This is a genomic window from Oceanobacillus sp. E9 (assembly GCF_001741975.1).
GTDB lineage: Bacteria > Bacillota > Bacilli > Bacillales > Amphibacillaceae > Oceanobacillus > Oceanobacillus kimchii.
In genome coordinates, this window is sequence record NZ_LSNA01000007.1 from 43,368 (window position 1) to 69,828 (window position 26,461).

22 protein-coding genes and 2 riboswitches are annotated in these 26,461 nt (G+C 35.7%); of the genes, 12 read left to right on the forward strand and 10 right to left on the reverse strand.

The window, feature by feature from the left end; translation table 11 throughout:
* Nucleotides 1–27: 27 nt before the first annotated feature.
* From AQ616_RS09805 to AQ616_RS09820, 4 genes are all read right to left on the reverse strand, one after another.
* Nucleotides 28–1,374 carry a glucose-6-phosphate isomerase gene (locus AQ616_RS09805; protein WP_069685691.1) on the reverse strand — a complete coding sequence of 449 codons (1,347 nt, stop codon included), beginning with the start codon at nt 1,372–1,374 and terminating at the stop codon, nt 28–30.
* A gap of 133 nt (nt 1,375–1,507) precedes the next feature.
* A complete protein-coding gene (gene yugI / locus AQ616_RS09810) occupies nt 1,508–1,876 on the reverse strand; it encodes a S1 domain-containing post-transcriptional regulator GSP13 (RefSeq protein ID WP_069685692.1) in 369 nt (122 codons plus the stop codon).
* Nucleotides 1,877–1,967: 91 nt separating this feature from the next.
* Entirely contained in the window at nt 1,968–2,966 is a 999-nt protein-coding gene (locus AQ616_RS09815) for a potassium channel family protein (RefSeq protein WP_069685693.1), read from the reverse strand.
* A 122-nt stretch (nt 2,967–3,088) separates the two neighbouring features.
* Nucleotides 3,089–3,625 (reverse strand): thioredoxin family protein, encoded by a 537-nt coding sequence (locus AQ616_RS09820; protein ID WP_069685694.1) that lies wholly within the window; start codon nt 3,623–3,625, stop codon nt 3,089–3,091.
* Nucleotides 3,626–3,738: 113 nt separating this feature from the next.
* Between AQ616_RS09820 and AQ616_RS09825 the strand changes: the two genes are divergently transcribed.
* The 4 genes from AQ616_RS09825 to AQ616_RS09840 all read left to right on the forward strand — a co-directional run bounded on the left by AQ616_RS09825 (nt 3,739) and on the right by AQ616_RS09840 (nt 11,887).
* Entirely contained in the window at nt 3,739–4,797 is a 1,059-nt protein-coding gene (locus AQ616_RS09825) for a M20/M25/M40 family metallo-hydrolase (RefSeq protein ID WP_069685695.1), read from the forward strand.
* A gap of 599 nt (nt 4,798–5,396) precedes the next feature.
* Entirely contained in the window at nt 5,397–9,716 is a 4,320-nt protein-coding gene (locus AQ616_RS09830) for a S8 family peptidase (RefSeq protein ID WP_069685993.1), read from the forward strand.
* Between the two features lie 168 nt (nt 9,717–9,884).
* Nucleotides 9,885–10,988 carry an ethanolamine utilization protein EutH gene (gene eutH / locus AQ616_RS09835; RefSeq protein WP_069685696.1) on the forward strand — a complete coding sequence of 368 codons (1,104 nt, stop codon included), beginning with the start codon at nt 9,885–9,887 and terminating at the stop codon, nt 10,986–10,988.
* 34 nt (nt 10,989–11,022) lie between these two features.
* Nucleotides 11,023–11,146: riboswitch (FMN riboswitch) on the forward strand.
* Nucleotides 11,147–11,299: 153 nt separating this feature from the next.
* Nucleotides 11,300–11,887, forward strand: a complete 588-nt coding sequence (locus AQ616_RS09840) for an ECF transporter S component (protein ID WP_017797444.1) — start codon at nt 11,300–11,302, stop codon at nt 11,885–11,887.
* A gap of 112 nt (nt 11,888–11,999) precedes the next feature.
* On the opposite strand, the gene AQ616_RS09845 is transcribed toward AQ616_RS09840, so the two are convergent.
* Both AQ616_RS09845 and AQ616_RS09850 read right to left on the reverse strand, forming a co-directional pair.
* Nucleotides 12,000–12,347 (reverse strand): TraR/DksA C4-type zinc finger protein, encoded by a 348-nt coding sequence (locus AQ616_RS09845; RefSeq protein ID WP_017797443.1) that lies wholly within the window; start codon nt 12,345–12,347, stop codon nt 12,000–12,002.
* A gap of 18 nt (nt 12,348–12,365) precedes the next feature.
* Complete coding sequence (locus tag AQ616_RS09850) at nt 12,366–13,301, reverse strand: 1,4-dihydroxy-2-naphthoate polyprenyltransferase (protein WP_017797442.1); 936 nt, start codon at nt 13,299–13,301, stop codon at nt 12,366–12,368.
* 184 nt (nt 13,302–13,485) lie between these two features.
* Between AQ616_RS09850 and AQ616_RS09855 the strand changes: the two genes are divergently transcribed.
* The 8 genes from AQ616_RS09855 (at nt 13,486) to ytkD (ending at nt 21,408) form a co-directional block, all read left to right on the forward strand.
* Complete coding sequence (locus AQ616_RS09855; protein ID WP_069685697.1) at nt 13,486–14,871, forward strand: isochorismate synthase; 1,386 nt, start codon at nt 13,486–13,488, stop codon at nt 14,869–14,871.
* A 3-nt stretch (nt 14,872–14,874) separates the two neighbouring features.
* Nucleotides 14,875–16,611, forward strand: coding sequence for a 2-succinyl-5-enolpyruvyl-6-hydroxy-3-cyclohexene-1-carboxylic-acid synthase (gene menD, locus AQ616_RS09860; RefSeq protein WP_069685698.1), 1,737 nt, complete (start codon nt 14,875–14,877; stop codon nt 16,609–16,611).
* Nucleotides 16,612–17,415, forward strand: a complete 804-nt coding sequence (menH, locus tag AQ616_RS09865) for a 2-succinyl-6-hydroxy-2,4-cyclohexadiene-1-carboxylate synthase (protein ID WP_069685699.1) — start codon at nt 16,612–16,614, stop codon at nt 17,413–17,415.
* Nucleotides 17,416–17,441: 26 nt separating this feature from the next.
* Entirely contained in the window at nt 17,442–18,260 is an 819-nt protein-coding gene (gene menB / locus AQ616_RS09870) for a 1,4-dihydroxy-2-naphthoyl-CoA synthase (RefSeq protein WP_017797438.1), read from the forward strand.
* Nucleotides 18,261–18,344: 84 nt separating this feature from the next.
* A complete protein-coding gene (locus AQ616_RS09875; RefSeq protein ID WP_017797437.1) occupies nt 18,345–19,787 on the forward strand; it encodes an o-succinylbenzoate--CoA ligase in 1,443 nt (480 codons plus the stop codon).
* Nucleotides 19,788–19,912: 125 nt separating this feature from the next.
* On the forward strand, nt 19,913–20,233 hold the full coding sequence (locus AQ616_RS09880; protein WP_017797436.1) for a hypothetical protein: 321 nt from the start codon (nt 19,913–19,915) through the stop codon (nt 20,231–20,233).
* Nucleotides 20,234–20,381: 148 nt separating this feature from the next.
* Complete coding sequence (locus tag AQ616_RS09885; RefSeq protein WP_017797435.1) at nt 20,382–20,909, forward strand: hypothetical protein; 528 nt, start codon at nt 20,382–20,384, stop codon at nt 20,907–20,909.
* 28 nt (nt 20,910–20,937) lie between these two features.
* Nucleotides 20,938–21,408: an RNA deprotection pyrophosphohydrolase gene (gene ytkD / locus AQ616_RS09890; protein ID WP_017797434.1), complete on the forward strand. Its 471-nt coding sequence runs from the start codon at nt 20,938–20,940 to the stop codon at nt 21,406–21,408.
* 25 nt (nt 21,409–21,433) lie between these two features.
* On the opposite strand, the gene AQ616_RS09895 is transcribed toward ytkD, so the two are convergent.
* From AQ616_RS09895 to pckA, 4 genes are all read right to left on the reverse strand, one after another.
* Nucleotides 21,434–22,234, reverse strand: a complete 801-nt coding sequence (locus AQ616_RS09895) for an ABC transporter permease (protein ID WP_017797433.1) — start codon at nt 22,232–22,234, stop codon at nt 21,434–21,436.
* Complete coding sequence (locus tag AQ616_RS09900) at nt 22,227–23,024, reverse strand: ABC transporter ATP-binding protein (protein WP_069685700.1); 798 nt, start codon at nt 23,022–23,024, stop codon at nt 22,227–22,229. Before AQ616_RS09900 ends, AQ616_RS09895 begins: the two co-directional genes overlap by 8 nt.
* Nucleotides 23,025–23,039: 15 nt before the next feature.
* On the reverse strand, nt 23,040–24,026 hold the full coding sequence (locus tag AQ616_RS09905) for an ABC transporter substrate-binding protein (RefSeq protein ID WP_069685701.1): 987 nt from the start codon (nt 24,024–24,026) through the stop codon (nt 23,040–23,042).
* A 380-nt stretch (nt 24,027–24,406) separates the two neighbouring features.
* Entirely contained in the window at nt 24,407–25,990 is a 1,584-nt protein-coding gene (gene pckA / locus AQ616_RS09910; RefSeq protein WP_017797429.1) for a phosphoenolpyruvate carboxykinase (ATP), read from the reverse strand.
* Nucleotides 25,991–26,203: 213 nt separating this feature from the next.
* Nucleotides 26,204–26,313: riboswitch (SAM riboswitch) on the forward strand.
* Nucleotides 26,314–26,461: the final 148 nt, after the last annotated feature.

Genomic DNA, 26,461 nt, shown 5'->3' on the forward strand with positions numbered 1-26,461 from the left:
TTGAGTCAAAATTTTCGCTTTTTCTTATCACAAACGCTTTTCTAATTCTTCTTTTTGATCCTCAAACCCTGGTTTTCCTAGTAAAGCAAACATATTCTTTTTATATGCCTCAACTCCAGGCTGATCAAACGGATTAACACCTAAAATATATCCGCTTATTGCACATGCTTTTTCAAAGAAATAGACAAGATACCCAAAAGTATATGCATCTAATCTAGGAACTTCTACGATTAAGTTTGGTACATCTCCGTCCGTATGCGCAAGCAGTGTTCCCTGGAAAGCTTTATCGTTAATTTCATGAATTGACTTACCAGCTAAGTAATTTAATCCATCTAGATCTGATTCTTCTTTTTCTAATGTTAAATCTTTTTTTGGTTCATTGACGTGTAAGATGGTTTCGAATATATTACGACGTCCCTCTTGAATGTATTGTCCAAGTGAATGAAGATCTGTAGTAAAGTTTGCTGATGAAGGATAAATCCCTTTTTGGTCTTTTCCTTCACTTTCTCCAAATAGTTGTTTCCACCATTCAGAGAAGTATTGTAAGCTCGGCTCATAATTGATTAATAACTCGGTAACTTTTCCTTTTTGGTAAAGAATATTTCTTACGGCTGCATATTGATATGCTGGATTTTCAGATACGACTGGATTAGCAAGGTCTTCCATTGCAGCTTTAGCACCTTCCATCATGTCATCGATGTTGATGCCACTAGCAGCGATTGGAAGTAAACCTACTGCTGTTAATACGGAGTATCGCCCTCCAACATCATCAGGAATTACAAACGTTTCAAAATCATTAGAATCTGCAGTTGTTTTTAAAGCACCTTTGGCACGGTCAGTTGTTGCATAAATACGCTTTTTCGCTTCGTCTTGACCATATTTTTCCTCGAGGTATTTTTTGAAAATACGAAAAGCAATTGCAGGCTCCGTTGTCGTTCCACTCTTTGAGATAACATTAATGGAGAAATCTTTGTCTTTAAGAATATCAAAAAGCTCAGACATATAGGTTGAACTTAAATGATGACCAACAAAAATAACTTGTGGAACTTGGCGTTTGTCCTTAGAAAGAAGGTTTTGGAAAGAATGATTTAACATTTCAAGTGCTGCTTTAGCGCCTAAATATGAGCCACCAATTCCAATAACAAGTAAAATGTCGGAGTCTTTTTTAATCTTATCAGCTGCAGCCTTTATTCGTTTATATTCTTCACGGTTATAATTTCTAGGTAAGTCAAGCCAACCTAAGAAGTCCTTTCCTGCACCAATACGTTCATGAATCATTTGATGTGCAGTGTGAACAAATGGTTCTAAATTTGTAATTTCTTGTTTCTCGAAAAATGACAATGCCTTTTCATAGTTAAAGGATACATGTGTCATGGTAGTTCCTCCTCTGTTAAAGCAATTATTTCTATAATTTAACTTTAAGCGATACCGTTTGTGAAATCAAGAACAAGCCCTTTACAAATAAAAAGACTCTACATCATAATTGGTGTAGAGTCTTTAAAAATCATTATTTGTTATCGGATTGATTAATCCATTCTTGTAGCTTGTCTTTTAACGTATTAAAACCAGCTGAATCATTTGATTGTGTGGAAGCAGCTTGCTTTTTAGGTTTTTCTGTATTAGCTTTTGGCGCTTCTTCTGTAGCACGAATAGAAAGAGATACTTTATTTCTCTCATCATCTACGTTAATAACTTTTACTTTAACTTCATCTCCTACAGATAAATGTTCGTTAATGTCTTTTACATATCCATGTGTAATTTCAGAGATGTGAACTAAACCTTGTGTTTCTTCATCTACAGAAACAAATGCTCCATAAGGTTGAATTCCTGTTACTTTACCTTCTATAATCTGACCAGCTTCTAATTTGTTAGTCATGCTGAACAACTCCTATATCTTATATATTCGATTCTTTGAACACAATAAAATACTATAACATACTTTAAAAAAATCAGCAAAGGCGACGAAATCACCAATTTGTAATCGTAATAAGAATATCGTTCTCTTCCATTATAAAATCTGGTTTTGGATGGATGGTATAAGCATCATCTCTTATGAGACCTAGTACTAGATAACCTTGGTGTAAGAAATTATTAACTACTTTACTGAATGTCTCTTCCTCTAAATCAAGCGGTAATTTTTGATGAGAGAATTGCTGCTGTACTAAAAGCTGATCAATATCTTCAAAAGGTGTAGCCTGCATGAGATGGTCTAATTCATGAAAGAAAAGACTGCTCATAAAATCATTAGAGCGAATAATCGTTGTAGCACCTGCACGTATGGCATTCTCGATTTGTTTTTTTGATAAAATTTCTGTCACAATAGGAAGAGTCATATGATTCCCTCTCATGGCTATAGTAGTCATAATAGAATAGGTATCTGCTTGTTTTTCGTCTTTAGTGATATCTGCAGTGATAAGTACACAGTTAGCATTCGCAATGTTTGCTTTTTTGATCGTGTCGTCTTCGGTAGCGTCACCTTGAATAAAGTGTACTGGATATTCTTTATACGTTAATTTGTTTACGGTTTTATCTATTACGACGATTCTTCTGCCTGGATAATACTCTAAGACGAGTTTCATAAGTTGTCTCGTGCGTTCATTCCAACCAACAAATATGAAGTGATCATGTCCATGAAATGCTAAGCGACCATTCTCGAGATCTTGCTCTCTTTTTAATGTAGTAGTGGATAATGAAGAAATATAAAAAGCTATAAGCCCACCACCTGTTAATATTAATAGTATGCCGATGATTCTTCCTGTAGGAGTGAGCGGAACATAGTCACCGTAACCTACCGTAGCCGCAGTAACAAAAGCCCACCAAATTCCGTCAAACGCTGTGGGGAATTGTAAAGGCTCAATAAAATGTATAATTATCCCAAAGAAAATCATTGTAATTAATACAATCATTAATAATTTCAATATAATTGGTATACGAAAATAAATACGTTTTATGTAGCGGATATTCATAAAGGATCCACCTCACTGTTTTTTACTCGCTACGTTTCTAAACGTGCGCTTGCGCTTTGTTCTAGTATGTGCGTTTTAGTTAGATACTTATTCTAAAATAACAGTGAGGGGTGGGGGAGTTTCTAAACTAAGGTATTTTTAATACTGCTGTAGACAGCATTCCACATATCTTGATTATCTCTATAAGATTTCGTTAGGAAAAGATACATTTCTTTCTGTTTTTCTTCGAAGTCAGTAGCTTCTCTTGAAGGAAGTTGTTCTCGTGCATTATCTACAAATTCTTGTATTTTTTCTGCACGAGGTCCCCATTTAGCTACTTCTTTCCCGTCTTCATCAATAAAAATAAAGATAGGTATAGAACGTGATTTCCCGTTTGTTAAATACTGGTCCATCAATTCGAGATTATCATCTCGTAATAAAATTCGTACGGGCATATCACTTTTCTCTGCTATACGTAAAAGTACAGGAATATTAAGCATAGCATCGCCACACCAATCTTCTGTTAAAACGATGACACGAAGGGATTGATTATCAAGTGACAATTTCTCCGGTAACTGAAAATGGTCATAGATATGTAAGAGACTTTCCTTATGAATCGTCATTGATTCGATATAGTCATCTACTGACATACCTTTATTATACCAGTCATTTAATTGCATGTATGTACACCTCTTTTACATAATTTGATATAGTTAGTGTACCCATTAATTTACGGATGGTAAACTAAAGTGCCTAGGAATTAGTGCTTTCATTACTTAAGGAGGACAAACAAATGGAAAAATTACAGTACGATTTTTTGATGAATTTACTAAGAACTCCATCTCCATCTAGTATGGAAATGGATATTCAAATGAAATGGATGGAATATGTTAAGCCTTATGCTGACGAAATACGTACGGATAATGCCGGAAATGCAGTTGCTGTATTAAATCCGGAAGCGGAATTCAAGGTCTTATTAGCGGGGCATTGTGATGAGATTGCATTAGTTATAAATCGAATTGATGATAATGGATTTCTCTACATTGATAAAATGGGGGGAATCAATCCAAAAGCAGCGGTTGGTATGAAACTAGAAGTATTAGGGTATCAAAAAATAATAACAGGGGTAATTGGTGTCAATGCACAACATCATGGGGGGTTAAAAGGTGATTTTGATCTAGAAGATTTATTTATTGATTGTGGTTTTACTTCAAAACAAGAGGCAACTAAATATGTACAGATAGGTGATTTAGCTGTCTATAAAACGGAGCCAGAGCTATTACAAAATCGATATATTGCGGGGCGAGGATTAGACAATCGTACAGGAGCATTTATGGTAGCAGAAGTGATCCGTATCTTATCAGAAAAAAATCTTCCTATCGGTGTTTATGCAGTTAGTACAGTTAATGAAGAAACAAATATGGGAGGAGCCTATTTTGCTGCAGCTGCTATTCAGCCAACGATGGCACTTGCTGTTGATGTTACTTTTGCAACAGATTACCCAAAAGTGAATAAAGAAAAATATGGTGAAGTTTATTTAGAAGGGGGACCTGTTTTAGCAAAGGGTGCACCGATTAATCGAAAAATAAATCTTTGGCTGGAAAATGCAGCTAAGGAAGCAAATATAAAAGTTCAATACGAACTAACACCACGTATGACAGGAACGGATGCTGATCGAATGCGACTTACTGGTAAAGGTGTTCCTGTATCATTGGTTTCTTTACCGTTACGTTATATGCATTCACCTGTCGAAACAGCAAGCAAACAGGATATGGAAGAAGAAGTGCAGTTAATGGTATCCATGTTATCTAATCTTTCAGGGAAAGAGAGTTTAAATCCATTAAATGATTAAAACTTAAACTAACCAATATACTCTTTTTCGTAGTGATACGTGAGGGAGTATTTATAAATTTTAACAAAAGTGATATATTTCAGAAATGAATTGTAATGTTTTGTAAAATAAAGCGATGTGATAGCTATATATGAAGATATTCCTTGATTCTTATCTATGAATATAATGAACTATAAATTTATATTTCAATTTATAATCTATTAAAAATGTCATGAATTTCATCGTGATTTCTGTAACTTTATGATTAAATTTCTACTTTTTAGAAAAGTATTACAATTAATTGTAACATTACTTAGTACCTCTGATTCATTTTTGTAATCTAAAATTTTCTGATAATAAGTGAAATAAGGTTTGTCTACCTAATTGTAGTTATAAAGTCTATGTAATTTCCAGTGAAAAAATCCTACATTTCTATCAATTTAGAATATTCTGATTTAATTCGACTCAAATCGACAAAAATCATTCCTTTCATTTACTATACTTGCATTAACAGCAAGAACAACTTACACAAATATGCATATCATCGACAATTTAGAAAAAGGGGGAAGTGTTGTTTTTTTATAGAATTATCCGTCGATTTTATGCAACTTGTTCTAAAAATGAGGGGAGGAAAAGATTTGAGAAAAAAGAAAAAACGTCAGACAAAAGCATTTAGTCTTGTTGCTACAGTAGCAATGACGTTATCTCTAATTACACCTGGACTATCTTATGCAGAAAGTGGGAAAACAAGTCTTTCTTTAAATGATTCCAATCAAGTGACCGAAGCTAAAGTCAGTGAACGATTGATGAAAAACTTTAAAGATGATGAAAAGGTGACATTCCTTGTTAAATTCAATGAGAAGGCAGACGTTAAAAAAGTTGCTAAAGAAGCAAGGAGTACTGCACAAAAAGCGAGTTTATCAGCAGCTAAATTGGAACATATCCAACGCTCTGCTGTAATCTCGGAGTTGAAAGCTACTTCCATTGATTCCCAAGCAGAAGTCATTGAATATTTAGAATCAGAAATTGAAAAAGGGAATGCAAAAGATCTCAAATCTTATCATATTGTCAATGGTATTGCAGTAACAGCAACGAAAGAGGTTGCAGAAAAAATCGCTACATTTTCTGAAGTAGAAAAGGTACTTCCGAACGAAACACGTGAATTATATACGACTGTAGATAAAGATGCAGAAACACCAAAATCTGATGTGGCTAATGTAGAATGGAACGTTGAAAGAGTTGGTGCTCCAGCTGCATGGAACATGGGATTTGATGGTTCTGGTGTTGTTGTAGCTAGTATTGATACTGGTGCACAATTTGATCACCCTGCATTAGCAGAAAAATATCGTGGGTATGATTCGGCATCTGGTGAAGTAGATCATACGTATAGTTGGTATGATGCCACTGCTGGTCAAGAAATACCTTATGACGACCAAGGCCATGGTACGCATGTAACTGGAACGATGGTTGGTAGTGAGCCAGATGGTGCTAACCAAGTAGGTGTTGCTCCTGGTGCTCAGTGGATCGCTGTTAAGGCATTTACTGCAGCTGGTGGAACAGATGTTGATTTGCTAGATGCTGCAGAGTGGATTCTTGCTCCTGGTGGAGATGCTTCAATGGCACCTGATGTTGTCAATAATTCTTGGGGTGGCGGACCGGGATTAGATGAATGGTATCGTGATGTTGTTATTGCTTGGAGAGCAGCGGAAATCTTCCCTGAATTCTCTGCTGGTAATACTACGTTAACGAATCCAGGTGGTCCTGGATCGGTTGCAGTTCCAGCTAACTATCCAGAATCATTTGCAACTGGTGCAACGGATATAAATGATAGCTTAGCATCCTTCTCATTACAAGGACCCTCTCCATATGAAGGGGATGTTAAACCTGACATTTCAGCACCTGGTGTAAATATCCGATCCTCTGTACCTGGTGGCGGATATGAAGGTGGATGGAATGGAACATCAATGGCTGGTCCTGCTGTATCAGGTGCAGCGGCTTTATTAATACAAGCAGATCCAAGTTTGTCAGTGGATGATTTAGAGGAAATTCTTATAAATACAGCACAGCCACTTACTGATGGGGCTTTCCCAGAATCACCAAATATGGGATATGGATATGGTCTTGTAAATGCACATGATGCAGTTTCTTCTGTAGTGTCTGGACTTGGTACACTTGAAGGACAAGTTACAAAAGAAGGAGAAGATAACGAAGCTCCTACTTACGAACACGAAGCTCCAGTAGAAACGTACGAAGGAATGGATTTACCATTAACCATTAACGTTTCAGATAATATCAGTGTCTCTTCTGTAGATGTTGTATTTGGAGATGAAACATTATCCGCAGAACGAGTGTCTGGTGATTACAAATCTGGAGAGTATGCGGTAACTATACCGGGTGATAGTATTACTGGAGATTCATTCTCTTATCACTTTGTTATTAATGATTTTGGAGGAAATGAAGTAACAACTGATGAATATTCACTAGATGTATTGCCTGGAATTAGTGTAGGATACTTCACTGATTTCGAATCCAATCCATCTGGATGGCTAGTATCTGGCGATAATGCTAGCTGGAACAGAGGAGAACCGACTTCTGGACCTGGAGAAGCTTTCTCTGGAGATTATGTGTATGCTACTAACACTGAAGGACAATATACAAACAATGAAAATAGCACATTATTAATGCCGCCTATTGATCTTCCAGAAGGTGAATCGTATTTACAGTTCCAGCATTGGTTTAATATCGAAAATAACTGGGATTTTGGTCATGTATTTATTTCTACAGACCAAGAGAACTGGACTCAATTGTTGCGTATAACAAATATATCTGACGGTTGGCAACAAGTAGAGTTGGATTTATCAGAGTATAGTGGTCAACGTGTATATATTGGATTTAACCTTGATACAGATGGAAGTGTAACACGTGATGGTTGGTATATCGATGATGTTGGCCTATCTGATGCTTCTGTTTCCAATGCAGTTGGTCTGAAAGAAGTGAAAGGATCAAATGCATTAACAATTGATCAGAAAGAATCTAACGTTGCAGTTGAAAAAGATGTTACGAAAAAAGAAAAAGTTGATCCGAATAAGATCACACCTGCTATGCCAATAGTAGAAAAGGACAACAAAAAAGAATCAATTAATCCGACGTTATTGCCAATAAATGCGACAGTCAGTATTTTAGAATCAGGTAGATCAGTGAATACAGATCCAGCAAACGGTTCTTATTCATTTATGCACGCTGCTGGTGACTATACTGCAGTTGCAGAAGCATATGGCTTTCATTCTGCAGAACAATCTGTATCTATTGAAGATGATGCATCTACAACAGCTGACTTTACATTAGAAGAAATAGATCAATATACTATCACTGGTACTGTAACAGATGAAGATACCGGTGAGGGAGTAGAAGGTGCTACGGTAATTTTAGTAGAAGATGCAAACATTGCACCAGTTGAAACTGATGCAGATGGTAACTTCTCACTTTCTGCTTATGAAGGGAATTACACGTTAAAAGTGTTAGCTCAAGGATATCATCCAACAGAAGTTGAAGTTGACTTAGATGGTCAAGATGCTGAAGTAAATATCTCATTAGAACCATTCTATACCGTTCCAGGTGGAGAAATCGGTTATGATGATGGAACTGCTGAGAATGCTCGTGCTTACTATGATGCAGGAAACAAATGGGCAGTAAAAATGTCTTTAGATGAAGGTAGAGAATCTGCAATTGTTACTGATGGTGTGTTCCAATTCCACGGTACAGACTGGCCAAATCCAGGCGGAACAGAATTTGCAGTTGAAGTATGGGATGCGACTGGTCCAGATGGCACTCCTGGTGAACTTATTGCAGGTCCGGTAGAAGCAGAAGCAATTCGAAGCCTTGATGAATGGACTGTAGTTGATTTATCTGAACATGCAATCCAAGTAGAAGGGGACTTCTATATGGTATATGTTCAAACTGGAGTAAATCCTAATGTACCAGGACTTGCTACGGATGAGAATGGCCCAAATGCAGGAAGAAGCTACCAAAGTGTGGCAGGAGCATGGTCTCCATCACCTGAAGTTGAGGGCAACTATATGATTCGTGCTCGAGTAGCTTACGGTGTAGATGATCCAATTATTATTACTCCTGCAGAAGATTATATTACAAATGAATCAGAATTAACTGTTGCAGGAACTGCTTCACCTACAACAACCTTACAACTGTTGAACAATGGAGAAGATGTTGGTACTGCAGAAGTTGGAGATAGTGGAGAGTTCTCTATTCCAGTTGATTTAACGGAAGGTGCAAACGAACTCCAAGCTCAAACAATTATGGAAGATGTCGTTGTTGGAGAATCGGATACTGTAACGGTTACTCTAGATACTGAATCACCAGAATTAACGATTGATAATCCTTCAGATGGGGATAAGACTAATCGTGAAACAGTGACAGTAGAAGGTACTGTTGCAGATGAAAACCTAGACTATGTCGAAGTTAATGGGCAGCAAGCATCTGTAGAAGATGGTGCTTATTCTAAGCGTATTTTACTTGATGAAGGCGAAAATACAATTGAAGTTGTTGCCGCTGACTTGGCTGGAAATACAACGACTGAATCAGTCACTATAGAAGCGGATTACACTGCTCCTGAAATTGAAAATGTAACTCCAACAGAAGATGTACATCTCAGTGCGGGAGAAAGTGTGAAAATTGAGTTTGAAGCTGATCCAGGTTTACGTGCAACTTATGTTATTCATATGCCATTAACGAACCTTGGACTTACGAATGCAACTGAACTTCCAATGATGGAAGTTTCAGAAGGTAAGTATGTTGGTTATTGGACTGCTACGAGTAATGCAGTTGCAGATGGTGCAGTTATTGAAGTTATTGCAAAAGATAGCTTCGGTAATGAAACAAGAGAACAAGCTGAAGGAAAACTATTTATTAATCTAGAAGAATAGTAATAGCTTGTTACAGTAAAAGTCTGTAGAAAAGGAAGAAATTTCTTTCCTACAGACTTTTTTCTATTTTAAAAATTCTATTAATGTATTGTTTAATCTATATTTGATATAGTGTATGCTGGGTTAAGAATAACCATTTTTTATATGGATATACATAAGGGGAAAGGTATGAATATAAATGAAATTATAATGTTGATATTAGCAGCTTTTTTATTACTTGGTGGTATTGATTATTTAGCTGGTAATCGCTTAGGCTTGGGGGAAAAATTTAAAGAAGGAATTATGTCTATGGGGACGTTAGCATTAGTAATAGTAGGAATAGTCTCTTTAGCTCCAGTAATTGCTAATATTTTGACTCCGATCGTAACACCTTTTTACAGATGGATTGGGGCAGACCCATCTACATTTGCGAATACAATATTGGCATTAGATATGGGTGGACAAGCACTTGCAGAACAAATGGCTGAAAGCAATGAAGCTGCGTTATTTGCTTGGGTATTTTTAGGTACTATGCTCGGACCAACGATTTCATTTACCATACCAGTTGCACTTAGTATGATTACAAAACAAGATCATTCGTATTTTGCGAAGGGGATAATGATTGGAATTAGTACGATCCCTATTGGTTGCTTAATTGGAGGATTTTATGCTGAACTTGACTGGTCTATGATGTTTCGAAATCTTGTAATTCCAATTGTGTTTTCAATTTGTATTTTAATAGGACTACTATTTTTTGTTGACAATATGATGATACTATTTCATTGGTTAGGTAAAACAGTAACAACAATTGCGTTAATTGGATTATTAGCGATTGGTATTGAAACCATTACTGAAATCACAGTTATTCCGGGGTTAGCTCCTCTAGAAGATGGTATCCAAATAGTCGGATTAATCGCAATTGTGTTAGCTGGTGCCTTTCCATTTGTTGCAGTAATTACAAAACTTGCTTCGAAACATTTACAAAAGATTGGTAATAGATTACAAATAAATTCAGCTTCTACGGCAGGGCTTATAGCATCTGTAGCTCATGTGATTCCTATGCTAGCATTATTAACGCAAATGAATGAACGTGGAAAGGTTATGAATGTAGCTTTTGCAGTGAGTGGTGCATTTGTATTTGGTGGCCATTTAGGTTTTGTTGCAAGTATAGAATCATCCATGGTGATTGCGATGATAATAGGAAAGTTATCTTCTGGTATTTCAGCAATTGTGTTAGCGTTGTTACTTACTTCATCAAAAGATAGTAATATACTTGCTAAAAATTCAATGTGAAGGTATAATGGTTTCTAACAAATAAATATTCGATTCCAATCTTCGGGGCAGGGTGTAATTCCCGACCGGCGGTAAAGTCCGCGAGCTGCATACGTATTGTGGTTGATCTGGTTAGATTCCAGTACCGACAGTTATAGTCTGGATGGGAGAAGATGTCGATCATGTTTGTGTTACACATTTTTTGTGTGCATTATTTGACGATGTATTCAAACCCTAGGGCTCCGCTCTAGGGTTTTATTAATGAAACACATAACAGGTAATCGTCCTTCATCACAAGATCGGAGTCGAATGAATTGATGGAGGAGACACAGATGCAAAAATCGAAAAGAAACAATTTATTAAAGTTAATTATCATTGCGTTATTAAGTACAATTTCATTGGTATTATTTTTTATTAATTTTCCATTACCATTTTTACCGACACCATATTTAAAAGTAGACTTTAGTGATGTACCTGCTTTGATAGCTTCATTGATTTTCTCCCCAATTGCAGGCATTGTAGTAGTTGGTTTTAAGAATTTATTGTATCTTGCAGTTTCCGGATCTGCAGATCCAATTGGAGTTATGTCAAACTTTATTGCAGGCGTAATGTTAGTTGTTCCAGTTTCTATGATTTATCACCGAGTTAAAGGTATGAAAGGATTACTAACTGGATTAGTTATTGGTACGCTTGTGATGGCAATTGGAATGAGTGTTATGAATTACTATCTGATTTTACCGGCTTATGGTTGGTTTATGGGATGGGAAATGTCTAATCAAGTTAAATGGATATCTGTTATAGCAGGTGTATTACCATTTAATATGTTAAAAGGTGTATTTATTGCAGTATTGTTTATTCCATTATTTATAAAATTACAAGCCTGGGTTCAACAACAACAAACAAGGTTTTCTCTAAAATAAATTAAAAAGCTTCGCAACCACAATGGTAGCGAAGCTTTTTGTGATATATAAGGAATTTTGAAATTTATGTGCGGTGGAGAACCAACTACTTCTGGCACAAACGAAGTGCTTTTTAATAGTTTTCTTCTTCCTCTGATACTAAAAGACGGGCAGTGGGCATTACTTCTAATCGTTCTTCTGGAATAGGTTCACCTGATTTTTCACTAATCCCATACGTACCATCTTCGATCCTTTGCAATGCATCTTCAATTTCTTGTAATTGATCTTCTCGCATCAGATTAAGACCAGCATCTCGTTGTTGTTCAAATTGTTCTGTACCCAAATCCGCTGGATGATTATCAAAATTAGTGAGTTCATCAGAACTCGTATTATTGTCTTGTCTATCCTCTAAATCTTCTTTCATTTGCTGTAATTTCTTTTTAAAATAATTTAACTTATCTTTACTTAATTTATTTGTCATAGTTCCATCCTTTCAAAGTTATAACAATGCTGTTATAAGTAGTGATAGCCCTAATAACATTCCATACATTGTGTTTGTTTTTGCAGTAGCGCCCATCGCCGGCATCATTTCAATCGATGTTTTCTTACCTTGGAATTTCTTAATGACTCCATATGCTTTTGGGACACTTAAGAAAGTGATAAAGGACCAAATCGGAAGGAACCCGATAAAGATATACAATAAGGTCATAATATACGCCAACGCCATTAATGTCCCAAGTAGTGCAACGGATCGTTCTTTGCCAATCAAGACTGCAATAGTTTTTCTACCACCGCGTTTGTCCCCTTCGCGATCTCGGATATTGTTTGCAAAATTGATACAACCGATAAAGATAGTAATAGGTATTGAAACCCAAATTATTTCCGAAGTTATCGTCTCCGTTTGAATATAGTAAGTAATACCAATTATCACGGATCCCATCAATACTCCTGAGAATAATTCTCCAAATGGAGTATATGAAATTGGAATAGGGCCTCCAGTATATAAATAACCAATTATCATACAAATTAAACCAATTATTGCAACCCACCAACTAGACATCACACAAATGTATATTCCCAGTAAAACAGATATTCCATAAAATAGGAATGCTAAATTTCGAATATGTTTTGGATCTATCCCATCACGTACAATAGATCCTCCAATCCCAACAGATTGATCATTATCTAATCCACGAACAAAATCATAATACTCATTAAACATATTGGTAGCTGATTGAATTAATAAAGAAGCTATTAACATTGCTATGAAAATCAACCAGTTAATGGTACCTTCATTAAATGCAATCATTGTTCCAACAAAAACTGGGACAAATGATGCGGTCAAAGTGTGTGGTCGAAGTAGTCGCCACCAAACGTGAATTCCTTCACGTTCATTTAATAATTTTTTCATATTCGATGTATCTTTTGATTGCATTGAAATAAGCCTCCTGATTTGTCTATATCATATTAATTTTATGGAAAGGTTAAGAAGGTGTCAATGTATGTTATAATCAGGAATTTTTTCGAAATAATAGGCTTTTCTTGAGAAACTCGTAAAAAGAGCATAAAATAAGGAAGGATATAATTAATTTACGATATTATGTCGGGGGTTCATAGGAATGATTGGAATAGAAGAAAAACAACTAGCAATTCTTGTTGATAAAGCAATTAATGAAATGTTATCTGAAGATCAAGCTAAGTTGTTTAGTTACACGAAAAAAATTAACCATCCTAACATATACTCTTTTTTGCAATTAGCAGGAGATAGGAAATTAACAAGAAGTTTCTGGTCGAGTAATTCGAACGATGTAACCATTCTTGGTGCTGGACAGGCAGTTACCATACAAGCGGAAGGTCAACGTTTTCGATCAATAGAAAATGATTGGAATGAGTTGTTGAAAAGAGCCACTATTCACAATCCTTTTGAAAAGCAAGGAACTGGAATTGTAGGACTAGGTGGTTTTGCATTTGATCCAAAAAAAGAATCAACACACTTGTGGCGTAATTTTCCAGCTGGTCAATTAACGATACCTCAAGTTATGGTTACAATAGTAGACAATCAATGTTATTTAACTTTCAATATGTATTTGCATACAAATGATCATGGCTTTCAATTAATGGAAGAATACAAAGAATTGGAGTCTTATTTATTAGGAGAATCGAATTTTTTAAAACAAGATATTAACATGATTGAAAAGAAAGAAGTAAATCCACAACAATGGATGCAGACTGTTCAAAAAGCAACAGAAGAAATGAAAACTTCCATTACCAATAAGATTGTATTGGCAAGAGAGATTCGTTTACGTTTTGATAAACGAGCAGATATTCCCTCGATTATAAGAAAACTATTAGAAACGCAATCGAATAGTTATATTTTTGCATATGAGATTGACGGCGATTGTTTTGTAGGGGCTACTCCTGAACGACTTGTTAAAGTGGAAGGAAATAAATTATTTTCTACTTGTCTCGCAGGTACTGCACCAAGAGGAAAGACAACTAAAGAAGACCAAAAAATTGCTGAGGATCTTTTTACAGATCCAAAGAATCGAAAAGAGCATGACTATGTTGTTCAAATGATTAGAAAAGCAGTTGAAAGATACTGTACTAATGTAGATATTCCTAGTGAACCACAAGTGTATATCTATAAGACATTACAACATCTTTATACACCTGTAACTGCTAAATTAATGAATAGCAATAGTATCTTCTCTATTATAGAGGAACTTCATCCAACTCCAGCTTTAGGTGGAACACCTAGGGAAGAATCCATGTCTTTTATTAGAAATAATGAACGGTTAGACAGAGGTTGGTACGGTGCTCCTATTGGATGGCTAGATAGTAATAATAATGGTGAGTTTGCCGTAGCTATACGTTCTGCCATGATTCAAGGAACTGAGGCGTCACTTTTTGCAGGCTGCGGAATTGTATCAGATTCAGATCCAGTGAGTGAATATGAAGAAACAAATATTAAATTGATGCCAATGCTCTCTGTTTTAGGAGGATAGACGATGGATTATACAGAAAAGTTAACGCGCTATGTCGCGAATTTTGTAGATGAATTAGCAAAAAGTGGTGTGACGGATGTGGTGATTTCTCCTGGATCTCGTTCTACACCACTTGCTCTTGTATTTACAGAGCATCCATCCATAAAAGAGTGGATTATCGTCGATGAGCGTTCTGCTGCTTTTTTCGCTTTAGGATTAGCGAAGAAATCAAATCGTGCAGTGGTAGTAGTATGTACTTCAGGAACAGCAGCAGCAAACTATTATCCTGCAATTGTGGAAGCGCATTATAGTCGTGTACCACTTCTTGTATTAACTGCTGATCGTCCGCATGAGCTGAGACATATCGGAGCTCCTCAAACAATTGAACAAATTAAAATGTATGGTGACTATACAAAATGGTTTCATGAAATGGCTTTGCCGGAAGCAACAGATAGGATGTTGCATTATGTTCGTAATAAAGCATCTCATGCGAAACACGTTGCAGAGGAAGGGAATCCTGGAGTTGTCCATTTAAACTTCCCATTACGCGAACCGCTAACACCTAATTTTTCTTTGGATTCTATTTGGAGTACAAACAGCTATACTAGACAAAATATTATGCAAGAGGGAACAAAACAATTAACTACAAAGCAATTGCAAAGGTTACTAGAGGAGCTCGGTCCAAACAAAAAAGGATTGTTTGTATGTGGACCACAGACAGATGCTAAGTTTGCGGATGCAGTCACTTCATTAGCTGGGAAGTGGGGGATTCCTGTAGTTGCTGACCCTTTATCACAGATAAGAACGGGAAAGCATCATAAGGACAATGTAATTGATGGGTACGATGCGTTCTTAAGAGAACCGGAAATTAGAGATAAACTAAAGCCCGATTATATTATCCGGTTTGGAGCTATGCCAGTTTCTAAAGCGTATTTATTTTATGTTATGGAAAATGTGGATATACCGCAGTACGTAATCGAGCCTTCGGAGGGAATACGAGATCATTCGTCTAATCAAGGAACATTTTTATTTGCAGAACCAACTATATTTTGTGAACAACTTAATCAAATGACTGAGAATCAAGATGTATCTATTGAATGGCTAAAGACTTGGCAAGAGATGAATCAAATTGCTAAGCATTATCTTTTAGAAGGTATCGAAGAGCAAATAACTGAAGGAGAGGCTGTTCGAGGTTTAGCTGAAGTAATCCCAGATGGAAGCACTTTGTATGTTGGGAATAGCATGGCAATTCGAGATGTAGATACGTTTTATATGACTTCACCTAAATCAATAAATATATTAGCGAATCGTGGCGCTAACGGTATTGATGGTATGGTTTCAAGTGGAGTAGGAGCTTCTGCAGATAATGAAAGGGTAACATTATTACTTGGTGACTTATCTTTATTTCACGATATGAATGGGTTATTTGCTGCAAAACATTATACATTACCAATTACAATTGTGTTAATCAATAATAATGGTGGTGGGATATTTTCCTTCTTGCCTCAAGCGAAGGATAAGCGACATTTTGAAGCTTTGTTTGGTACTCCAATGAACTTGTCCTTTGAACAGGTGGCGAGACTGTATGATGCAAATTACAATCATGTGAACACAGAGGAAGAATTAAAAGTAGCTTTATATGAAAGTTATCGACTTGATGGTCTATCAATTATTGAGGTAAAAACAGATCGCGAACAAAATGTTCTATGGCACCAAGCAAAATGGCAATCGATTAAGAAAGCTATTTTAAAGGATGGTTAGATGAGTTTGGAAGATAATGAATTGTACTATGAAATAGTTGGAGATGGTGAACCGATTGTGATGTTACATGGGTTTACAGGAACACGTCATACTTGGGGATCATTAAAGACTTTTTTAAGCGACTATCAATTAATTTTATTTGATCTTCCAGGGCATGGTCGTTCGAAGGGATATTCTCTGACCTCGATGAAGGCATGTTGTAAGCAACTTAGAAAACAGCTAAATAAAATGAATATAATGAAATTCCACTTAGTCGGCTATTCTATGGGAGGACGTACCGCAATTCATTTTGCTAATGAATTTCCTGATATGATACAATCATTAATTTTAGAAAGTGCTTCCCCTGGTTTATCCTCTGAATTAGAGCAAAGTCAGCGACAGCAAAATGATAAGAATTTGGCAAACTATATATTACAAAATGGTATAGAAGAATTTGTTAATTATTGGCAAGATATTCCCTTATTTTTATCACAAAAGGAACTTTCTGAAGAAAAGCAGCAACAAATTAGAAATGAACGTCTTTCTCATCAACCAGAAGGGTTAGTACATTCACTTCATTCTATGGGGACAGGAGCACAACCTTCATTTTGGAACGATTTAGAACAAATGATTATGAAGGTATTGTTAGTAGTAGGAGAAAAAGATTCTAAATTTGTAAAAATTAATAATAAAATGAGAGAAAAACTTCCAAATGCGGAGTTAACAGTATGTAAAAATGTTGGTCATGCAGTTCATGTGGAAAATCCACAAATCTTTGGTAAAATAGTAGAAGAGTTTCTAAATAGAAACCCAATTGCTACATAATTTTGTTGCTTGAAAGGAGCATATATATGTCTGTAGAATGGCAAAAAGTAAATAGCTATGAAGAAATAATTTATGAAAAATATAATGGTATTGCAAAAGTAACCATTAATCGTCCTGAAAAACGAAATGCATTTACACCATTAACGGTAAAAGAGATGATTGATGCATTTATTGATGCGCGTGATGATTCTACTATCGGTGTTATTGTATTAGCTGGTGAAGGTGAAAAAGCTTTCTGTTCAGGTGGAGATCAATCTGTACGTGGACATGGAGGTTATGTTGGTACGGACGAGATTCCGCGATTGAATGTTTTAGATTTACAAAGACTAATTCGTACTATACCAAAACCTGTAATTGCAATGGTATCTGGTTACGCTATTGGCGGAGGGCATGTACTACATGTAGTTTGTGACTTAACAATTGCTGCAGACAATGCTATTTTTGGTCAAACTGGTCCAAAAGTGGGTAGTTTCGATGCGGGATATGGAGCAGGTTATTTAGCACGTCTAGTTGGTCATAAACGCGCACGTGAAATCTGGTACTTATGTCGTCAATATAATGCTGAAGAAGCTTATGAAATGGGGCTTGTAAATACGGTTGTTCCACTAGAAAAACTTGAGGAAGAAACTATCCAATGGTGTGAGGAAATTCTAGAAAAATCTCCAACAGCCTTACGTTTCTTAAAAGCTTCATTTAATGCGGATACAGATGGCCTAGCTGGACTGCAGCAACTAGGAGGAGACGCTACATTATTGTATTATACAACGGATGAAGCTAAAGAGGGGCGCGATGCGTTTAAAGAAAAAAGAAAACCTAACTTTAAACAATTCCCTCGTTTCCCTTAAGAGGTAATAGTATCTAGAAGAACCTTTGTTCCTTGTGAGCAAAGGTTTCTTTATCGTATAGTGTACAAGATTGGAGAGAATGTTATGAGTGAAACAACTCCACATTGGTTAACAAAACGAGCAGATCTATCCCCAAATAAAAAGGCGATTGAGTTTGAGGATGGGAGTTCTATTACGTACCTTGAATTATTTCATCGAAGTCAATCCTATGCGAAAAAGTTAGCAAAACTTGGCTTACAAAAAGGTGATCACATTGCTATTCTTTCTACGAATAGTGTCGAAATGATTCAAGCTGTTTATGCATGTAGTTACTTGGGTACAGTAGTCGTTTTGTTAAATACTAAGCTGACATTGAACGAACTAAATCAACAGCTACTTGATTCTGATGCTAAGATGATTATTAGTTCCGGTTCTTTCAAGTCAAAAGAATTTGCAATTCAACAAATTAATTATAGAGATTTAGAATCTGTATCGGAAAAACAAATTGGTATAACCTTAAACGAAGAAATTTGTTTAGATGATATATTTACAATGATGTATACATCTGGTACTACTGGATTCCCCAAAGCTGTTCAGCAAACTTATGGCAATCATTGGTGGAGTGCAACTAGTTCTGTACTAAATTTAGGACTGCATGAGAATGATAAATGGTTAATACCCTTGCCTCTATTTCATGTAAGTGGTTTGTCCACCATGTTAAAGAGTGTGATTTATGGAATGCCAATCTATGTACTAGAAAAGTTCGATGTAGAAAAGGTTCATGATGCCATAATGAATCGCAATGTTACGATTGTGTCCGTTGTTACTGTAATGGTGCAACACTTAGTTAAGCGACTCGGAAACAATCATTATCCGAATTGTTTTCGTTGTATGCTTCTAGGCGGTGGTCCAGCTCCTAAGTCATTATTAGAAGAAGCAAAGAAAAGAAACATACCAGTTTTTCAGTCCTATGGTATGACAGAAACATCGTCACAAATCGTTACATTGACTCCCGAAGAGGCATTAAATAAGATTGGTTCTTCGGGCAAACCACTTTTTCCCGCTCAGCTTAAAATTGATCACAATAAAAACGAACCAAATCAAATTGGAGAAATTATGGTAAAAGGTCCAATGGTTACAAAGGGATACTATAAACGAACAGAGACGAATAAGGAAGTATTTGAAAATAATTGGCTGCACACTGGAGATATGGGATATTTGGATGAACAAGGTTATTTATATGTGGTTGATCGGCGAAATGATTTAATTATTTCTGGTGGAGAAAATATCTATCCTTCTGAAATAGAAAATGTGTTAGTACAAATTGACGGAATTGAAGAAGCAGGGGTTAAGGGTATTCCGAATGAAGAATGGGGAATGGTTCCTGCTGCATTTATTGTATGTAGTAAACCCATAGATATGAAAGTGATTAATACACATCTAGAGAAGTATTTAGCAAAGTATAAACATCCGAAAGAAATTCATGTAATTAATGAACTTCCTAGAAATGCTACCAATAAGCTTGTGCGCCATAGATTAGGAAAATAAGTTCCAGACAATGTTAGGAAATATATAGTGGTGAGAGAGTATTTACTTTAAATAAGTAAGATACTCTTTTTTATTTGGATGAATAAACAAAAAAGACACAGATTATATACTAGGAGGTGTTAGAGTTGGATAAACAAAAATACTTTATAAGTGTGGGTGAAGGTGAAATATCTCAAGTTCGTTATCAAAATAATGATGATTTTGTTATTTATGCAACAGAAGATGAGATTACATTACTACGATCGAAGTTTGAAGATATGCATGAATCAAGTTTTGATTCTTTTAAACGAGCGCATATTCCCTTTATGCCATATCACAACGATGAAGCAAATGATATATACGACGATACAATGACAGAAACTTTTCAAATTTTATACGATCTAGGTGATGAAAAAACCAAGAATCATATTCAATCTATGGGAATATTATCAGATAAACATTTATAATGTGCAAAAAACTTTGTAGAAAAAAATTTTACTGTAGTCCACGTATAGTTGGGCTACAGTAAAAACAATCTGTAGGTTTAACTTATCTGAAAGAAAGGTATAGACTACTAAGTGCTTATACTTAACTTATGGGAGGAGTATTTAAAAAATGAACAAAAAAACGTATTATATATTACCAATTAGTGTAGTTGCATTTTTAGGTATAATTATACTCTCCGCATTTAATCATGAAGAAGTAGTTAATGCTGAAAATCATAGTAATAGTAATTCTGTTCAATTAGAGAAAGAATCATCAATATTCGATCATTCTACTATAACAGAAAAAATGAATGGTTTTATGGATACGTTAATACAAGAAGTCGACAGCAATTATAAAGTACAAGCTTATCAAACGAAAGATGAACTTATTCACGCATTTGAACAATATACCACAGAAACATTGGCTTCAGAATTTGTATCGTATTACTTTGAAGAAAAGCAAGACGGTATGTACATTATTCCCATGGATGCACCATCTTGGTTTCAAGAGGAAAACGATTATGATATGATTAAAAAAGATGAAAATACTATCCAATTAACTCAACGAAATTATAATGAAATGGTGGGAGAATATACATTGGTAGTGGATTTCACGTTTCAACATGATTGGAAAATTTCTAAGGTAACATATCAGTAATTTTCAATCAAAGAAAGTAGTGGAAGATTTGAATAGATTTAAGGATTTCTATAATAATACAGTACAATTATCATTTTTGGATCATCCATTTTCGAGAGAGCCAAAGCACGTATGGGTTATCTGTCGTTATAAAGATAAGTGGTTACTAACCGCACATAAGGAACGAGGGATTGAATTTCCTGGTGGAAAGGTAGAGCCTGGAGAAACAGCAGAACAAGCGGCGGTTCGAGAAGTTATGGAAGAAACTGGCGGTTCTGTAGGAACACTACATTATATTGGCCAATATAAAGTGGATGGAAGAAATGATACAGTGATAAAAAATGTATATTTTGCTATTATTCATAAGCTAACTGAACAGGAGACTTATTATGAAACGAAAGGTCCAGTTTTATTATCAGTAATACCAAAGAATGTACGTAAACGAAAGGGATATAGTTTTATTATGAAAGACGATGTACTTCATACTTGTATGAGGCGGATAAAATCAATCTTTTTATAAATAGAAGCGTGTAAGTCATAATGGCTTACACGCTTCTATTTCGTATGAGTAACTGTTCAATTTTTTCTACAAATTTATACATAATCGTCGCAAGTATAGCGATAATTACTAAGCTAGACATCACTAGAGTAAAATCAAACACTTGGAAACCATAGATGATGAGGTAACCTAACCCTTGTTTTGAAACAAGGTATTCCCCTACAATCACACCTACCCAAGACAATCCAACATTTACTTTAAGCGTTGAGATAATTGCGGGTAATGCAGAAGGAAAAATAGCTTCTTTAAAGCATTGCCACCTGGTTGCTCCAAAACTAAGCATTACTTTTTGATAATTCGGATCGACCTCATTAAAAGCAGAATACACTACTAGTGTTGTAACGATAACGGAAATAATGAATCCCATGGCAATAATGGAAAGGTAACCAGGACCTAATGCAACAATGAGAATTGGGCCTAACGCAACCTTTGGCATTGCATTCATGATAACAAGATAAGGATCCATTATTCTTGCAAAGCGTCTAGAAGCCCATAATAAGGTTGCGATTACTATTCCTCCTATGGTTCCAATTAGAAATCCTAAGATTGTTTCTAACAGGGTAACTTGAATATGAGATAATAGTGAACCATTAGCGAATCGTTGAATAATTAATTGAAAAACTCTACTAGGGGAACTAAATAATAAAGGATCTATCCAGTACAATCGGCTTGAAACTTCCCATAAACTAATAAAAATAATGAGAATGGATAGTTGCCAAGTCAATACGATTTTACTTTCCCGTTTTAAGCCTCGTTGGTAATTAAAAAACAGTTGTTTATCATTCATGATTATCATCCCTTATTGTTGAAGAATCATCTTTTTGTTCTAGTTGCTCCCAAACTTTATCGAAAAGTAATTGGTATTTTGGATGTTTTCTTACGTTAAAAGGAGTTTCATCCCTAAGTTCTAATGGAACATCATATATTTTAGCGATGGAACCAGGATGGGAATCTAATAAGATGATTCTGTCACTCATTGCGATTGCTTCTCCAATATCATGTGTAACGAGTACTGCAGTTTTCTTATAGGTTTTTAGCAAGTTGGAAACAAGATCTTCTAGTTTTAATTTGGTTTGATAATCTAAAGCTGAGAAAGGTTCATCTAATAATAAGATTTTTGGATCATTAATCAAGGTCCGAACCAAAGCTACACGTTGCCTCATTCCACCAGATAATTCAGAAGGGTACTTTGATTCAATATCCTTAAGTCCTACTTCACTTAGTAATGTGTTTGCATATTGTTTTATTTCATCTGTTATATTATTGTGAATCTTTGGTCCGATTAGTACATTTTCAATTATAGTTTTCCAAGGAAAAAGATAATCTTGTTGAAGCATATAACCAATCGCTTGGTTTTGTTTTATTAATTCTTCTTGCTGCAAGCGTACCTGGCCTTGTGTCTGAGGTATAATGCCTGCAATAATGGATAACAGTGTTGATTTTCCACAACCACTAGGACCTAATAACGATACAAATTCTCCTTCTTTCATAGTAAAAGAGATATTATCTAATGCCTTTACATACGATTCTTTTGAAAAATAATAATGGGTTACATGCTCAAGTGTCAGAAATGACAAGATAGTTCCTCCTCTTTATTCTGACATGACACGCTCTGCATAATCTGTATTCACAAGATCTTCATACGGAATATTTTCTGGTAGTTCACCAGATTTTTCCATAATTTCTTGTAAATTATTCCACTCTTTTTCATCAAGAATTGGATCTGTGGCAAAAGAACCTTGTGATTTATAGCGATCGATTGATGAAGCTAACATTTCAATATCGGTTTCTTCAAAATACGGAGCGACTACATCTGCTATTTCTTCAGCGCTATGTTCATCTACCCATTGTTGTGCCTTATAAATTGCTCTAGTAAATGCTTCAATCGCATCATCTTCTTCCTCCATAAAACTTTGTTTGGTCATAAATACGGTATACGGTACAACTCCAGATTCTTCGCCGAATGAAGCAACTATGTGCCCCTGACCTTCTGCTTCAAATACGCTAGCAGTAGGTTCAAATAACTGTACATAATCATAATCTCCAGATGCAAATGCTCCAGCAATATTTGCAAAGTCAATATTTTGTTCTAAGTTTAAATCTCCATGGGGATCAATTCCATTCTCTTTTAATACATATTCTCCTACCATTTGCGGCATTCCGCCGACACGTTGGCCAAGAAATGTACTATCCTTTATATCTTCCCAAGAGAAATCTTCATCTGCTTCTTTTGCAACAAGAAACGTTCCATCTGTTTGTGTAAGTTGAGCAAAGTTTATTGCATAATCCTTTGAATCTTGTGCGTATACATACATTGATGTTTCGGAACCAACTAAAGCAATATCAGCCCCATCCGACAACAATGCAGTCATTGTTGTATCTCCACCCCAAGTGGTTTGTAGATCTACCTCTAAACCTTCTTCTTCAAAAAAACCTTTTTCTAAAGCTACGTATTGTGGAGCATAGAATATAGATCTTGTTACTTCTGCTAATTTTATTTTTGTGGTTGTTTCTTGATTACAAGCGGACAAGAGGATTAGAACAGCGATAAAACTAACTATAAAACCCTTCTTACGCATTCCCACCGTTCCCTTCAACTAATGTGAAAAAATTTATCAAAATAGTGTATGCGCCCAAATATAAATATGTGTCAAAAGCATTTCTCACCGATAAGCGACACCGAACTGGACAGAGCCTTCGAAGATAAACGAATCACAGAAAGAATAGAGGATGATGAGTTATCGAAGGAAGGGGAGGGAAGTTGCGAAGTCGCTGGTGAGAAATGCTAGCCGTGTCAAAAGCATTTCTCACCGATAAGCGACACCGACTGGACAGAGCCTTCGGAGATAAACGAATCAAAAAAACCAGCCTCATGTGGAGACTGGTTTGTTCGCATGTATCGAACAAATATTTCACTCATTATATAAATCCTTAAATGGGATGAGTAAACACTTTTAGCTTATCCTTTATAGAAAGGACCAGCTTGCTTGATTGTGTCACTAGCTAGTGTGAATTTCTTGAAGTTTTCATGAAATTTTAATGCTAGCGATTGTGCTTCTTTCACGTATGCTTCCTTGTTACCCCATGTCTGTTTAGGTACTAACAATTCATCAGGAACTCCAGGGACATGGGCAGGAATCTGTAACCCGAAAATTTCATCGGTAATTGTTTCTATTGAATTTAATTCTCCTTCTAAAGCAGAGTGGACCATTGCTCTGGTGAAAGAAAGTTTTATCCGGTCACCTACTCCATATGATCCTCCAGTCCATCCGGTATTAATCAAAAATACGTTTGTATCAAACATATCTATTTTCTTACCAAGCATTTCTGCATATTTAGATGGAGCTAATGGTAAGAATGGAGAGCCGAAACAAGCAGAGAAAGTTGCTGTTGGTTCTGTGACCCCGCGTTCTGTTCCTGCTAACTTGCTTGTGTATCCGCTTAGAAAATGGTACATCGCTTGTTCTTTCGTTAGCTTACTAATTGGAGGTAACGTGCCAGATGCATCGGCAGTTAAGAAAATAATTGTATTTGGATGTCCTGCAACACTAGGGTTAATAATGTTATCAATATTCTCTAACGGATAAGCAGCACGTGTGTTTTCCGTTAATGATGTATCATCGTAATCAGGTTCTCTACTATTATCATCTAAAATTACGTTCTCTAAGACCGAACCGTATCGGATCGCATTATAAATTTGTGGCTCCTTTTCTTGCGAGAGATTGATACATTTTGCATAACATCCGCCCTCAATATTGAATACGCCATTAGGACTCCAACCATGTTCGTCATCACCAATTAGTTTACGGTAAGGGTCTGCAGACAATGTTGTTTTACCAGTACCGGACAAACCAAAAAATAATGCAACGTCTCCTTCTTGACCAACATTAGCAGAACAATGCATAGAAAGCACATCTTGCTGTGGTAATAAATAATTCATCACAGAAAAGATTGACTTTTTAATCTCTCCAGCATATTCGGTGCCCCCAATAAGTACAATTCGTTTTTTAAAAGAAATTAATATAAATGTTTCTGAATTTGTTCCATCAATAGCTGGGTCGGCCTTAAATCCGGGAGCTGAAATAACTGTAAATTCTGCTTGGTGTTTGGATAATTCCTCTTCTGTTGGAGTAATGAATAACTGTCTAGAAAATAAATTGTGCCAGGCATATTCATTGATAACCTGAATAGGAAGCCGATAAGTGTGATCAGATCCAGCAAACCCTTGAAATTTAAATATTTCTTGTTTTTCATTTAAATAATTGATTACTTTTGATAATAATTGATTAAACACTTCTTCTTGAATTGGTTTATTTACTTTACCCCAATTGACATGTAGATCAGAAACCTTATCTTTCACTATAAACTTATCTTCCGGAGATCGACCAGTGTATGTTCCTGTAGTGGCACGAATTGCTCCTGTAGATGTAAGTACTCCTTCTTGTCTATAAAGAATTTTTTCAACAAGTTGTGCTACCGATAAATTATGGTGGATATGGTTTGTTTGAAGTTCTTTCATATAAGACTTATCAACGGTTTTCATGGTATAATCTCCTTATTGTTAGTGATAGTAGTTTTAATTTGTAACTCATAACGGTCTTTATATACCTAAATCTGATTATTAGTATAACACATTAAAATTAATAGTCCATACTATTATTGAGATTTATTTTATGCATTATTTTTTTCGATGTGACAGGGTCTATATTAGTTGACAGATAACTCACCTTTCGTTAATCTTAACCTTGAACGGATACTCTTATTCAGAGTTGGTGGAGGGACAGCCCCGATGAAGCCCAGCAACCATCACTACGGTGAAAAGGTGCTAACCTGATGCAAGGATAATAATTCCTTGAACAATAAGAGCGAAAGGCCATAATTCTTCCTTTCCTCATGTTTTGAAGGGAAGGTTTTTTTGTTTTCAATATATATTTTTTGGTACCACGTTTTTGAAAGGACGAGGTGCTTTTATTGGCACTTTGAATAGGATAGAAGTTATAAAGAGATCCGTAAC

Excerpts from the sequence above, each read along its gene's own strand:
- AQ616_RS09805 (WP_069685691.1), bottom strand. The coding sequence starts at position 1,374 with ATGACACATGTATCCTTTAACTATGAAAAGGCATTGTCATTTTTCGAG.
- yugI (WP_069685692.1), bottom strand. The coding sequence starts at position 1,876 with ATGACTAACAAATTAGAAGCTGGTCAGATTATAGAAGGTAAAGTAACA.
- AQ616_RS09815 (WP_069685693.1), bottom strand. The coding sequence starts at position 2,966 with ATGAATATCCGCTACATAAAACGTATTTATTTTCGTATACCAATTATA.
- AQ616_RS09820 (WP_069685694.1), bottom strand. The coding sequence starts at position 3,625 with ATGCAATTAAATGACTGGTATAATAAAGGTATGTCAGTAGATGACTAT.
- AQ616_RS09825 (WP_069685695.1), top strand. The coding sequence starts at position 3,739 with ATGGAAAAATTACAGTACGATTTTTTGATGAATTTACTAAGAACTCCA.
- AQ616_RS09830 (WP_069685993.1), top strand. The coding sequence starts at position 5,397 with ATGAGGGGAGGAAAAGATTTGAGAAAAAAGAAAAAACGTCAGACAAAA.
- eutH (WP_069685696.1), top strand. The coding sequence starts at position 9,885 with ATGAATATAAATGAAATTATAATGTTGATATTAGCAGCTTTTTTATTA.
- AQ616_RS09840 (WP_017797444.1), top strand. The coding sequence starts at position 11,300 with ATGCAAAAATCGAAAAGAAACAATTTATTAAAGTTAATTATCATTGCG.
- AQ616_RS09845 (WP_017797443.1), bottom strand. The coding sequence starts at position 12,347 with ATGACAAATAAATTAAGTAAAGATAAGTTAAATTATTTTAAAAAGAAA.
- AQ616_RS09850 (WP_017797442.1), bottom strand. The coding sequence starts at position 13,301 with ATGCAATCAAAAGATACATCGAATATGAAAAAATTATTAAATGAACGT.
- AQ616_RS09855 (WP_069685697.1), top strand. The coding sequence starts at position 13,486 with ATGATTGGAATAGAAGAAAAACAACTAGCAATTCTTGTTGATAAAGCA.
- menD (WP_069685698.1), top strand. The coding sequence starts at position 14,875 with ATGGATTATACAGAAAAGTTAACGCGCTATGTCGCGAATTTTGTAGAT.
- menH (WP_069685699.1), top strand. The coding sequence starts at position 16,612 with ATGAGTTTGGAAGATAATGAATTGTACTATGAAATAGTTGGAGATGGT.
- menB (WP_017797438.1), top strand. The coding sequence starts at position 17,442 with ATGTCTGTAGAATGGCAAAAAGTAAATAGCTATGAAGAAATAATTTAT.
- AQ616_RS09875 (WP_017797437.1), top strand. The coding sequence starts at position 18,345 with ATGAGTGAAACAACTCCACATTGGTTAACAAAACGAGCAGATCTATCC.
- AQ616_RS09885 (WP_017797435.1), top strand. The coding sequence starts at position 20,382 with ATGAACAAAAAAACGTATTATATATTACCAATTAGTGTAGTTGCATTT.
- AQ616_RS09895 (WP_017797433.1), bottom strand. The coding sequence starts at position 22,234 with ATGAATGATAAACAACTGTTTTTTAATTACCAACGAGGCTTAAAACGG.
- AQ616_RS09905 (WP_069685701.1), bottom strand. The coding sequence starts at position 24,026 with ATGCGTAAGAAGGGTTTTATAGTTAGTTTTATCGCTGTTCTAATCCTC.
- pckA (WP_017797429.1), bottom strand. The coding sequence starts at position 25,990 with ATGAAAACCGTTGATAAGTCTTATATGAAAGAACTTCAAACAAACCAT.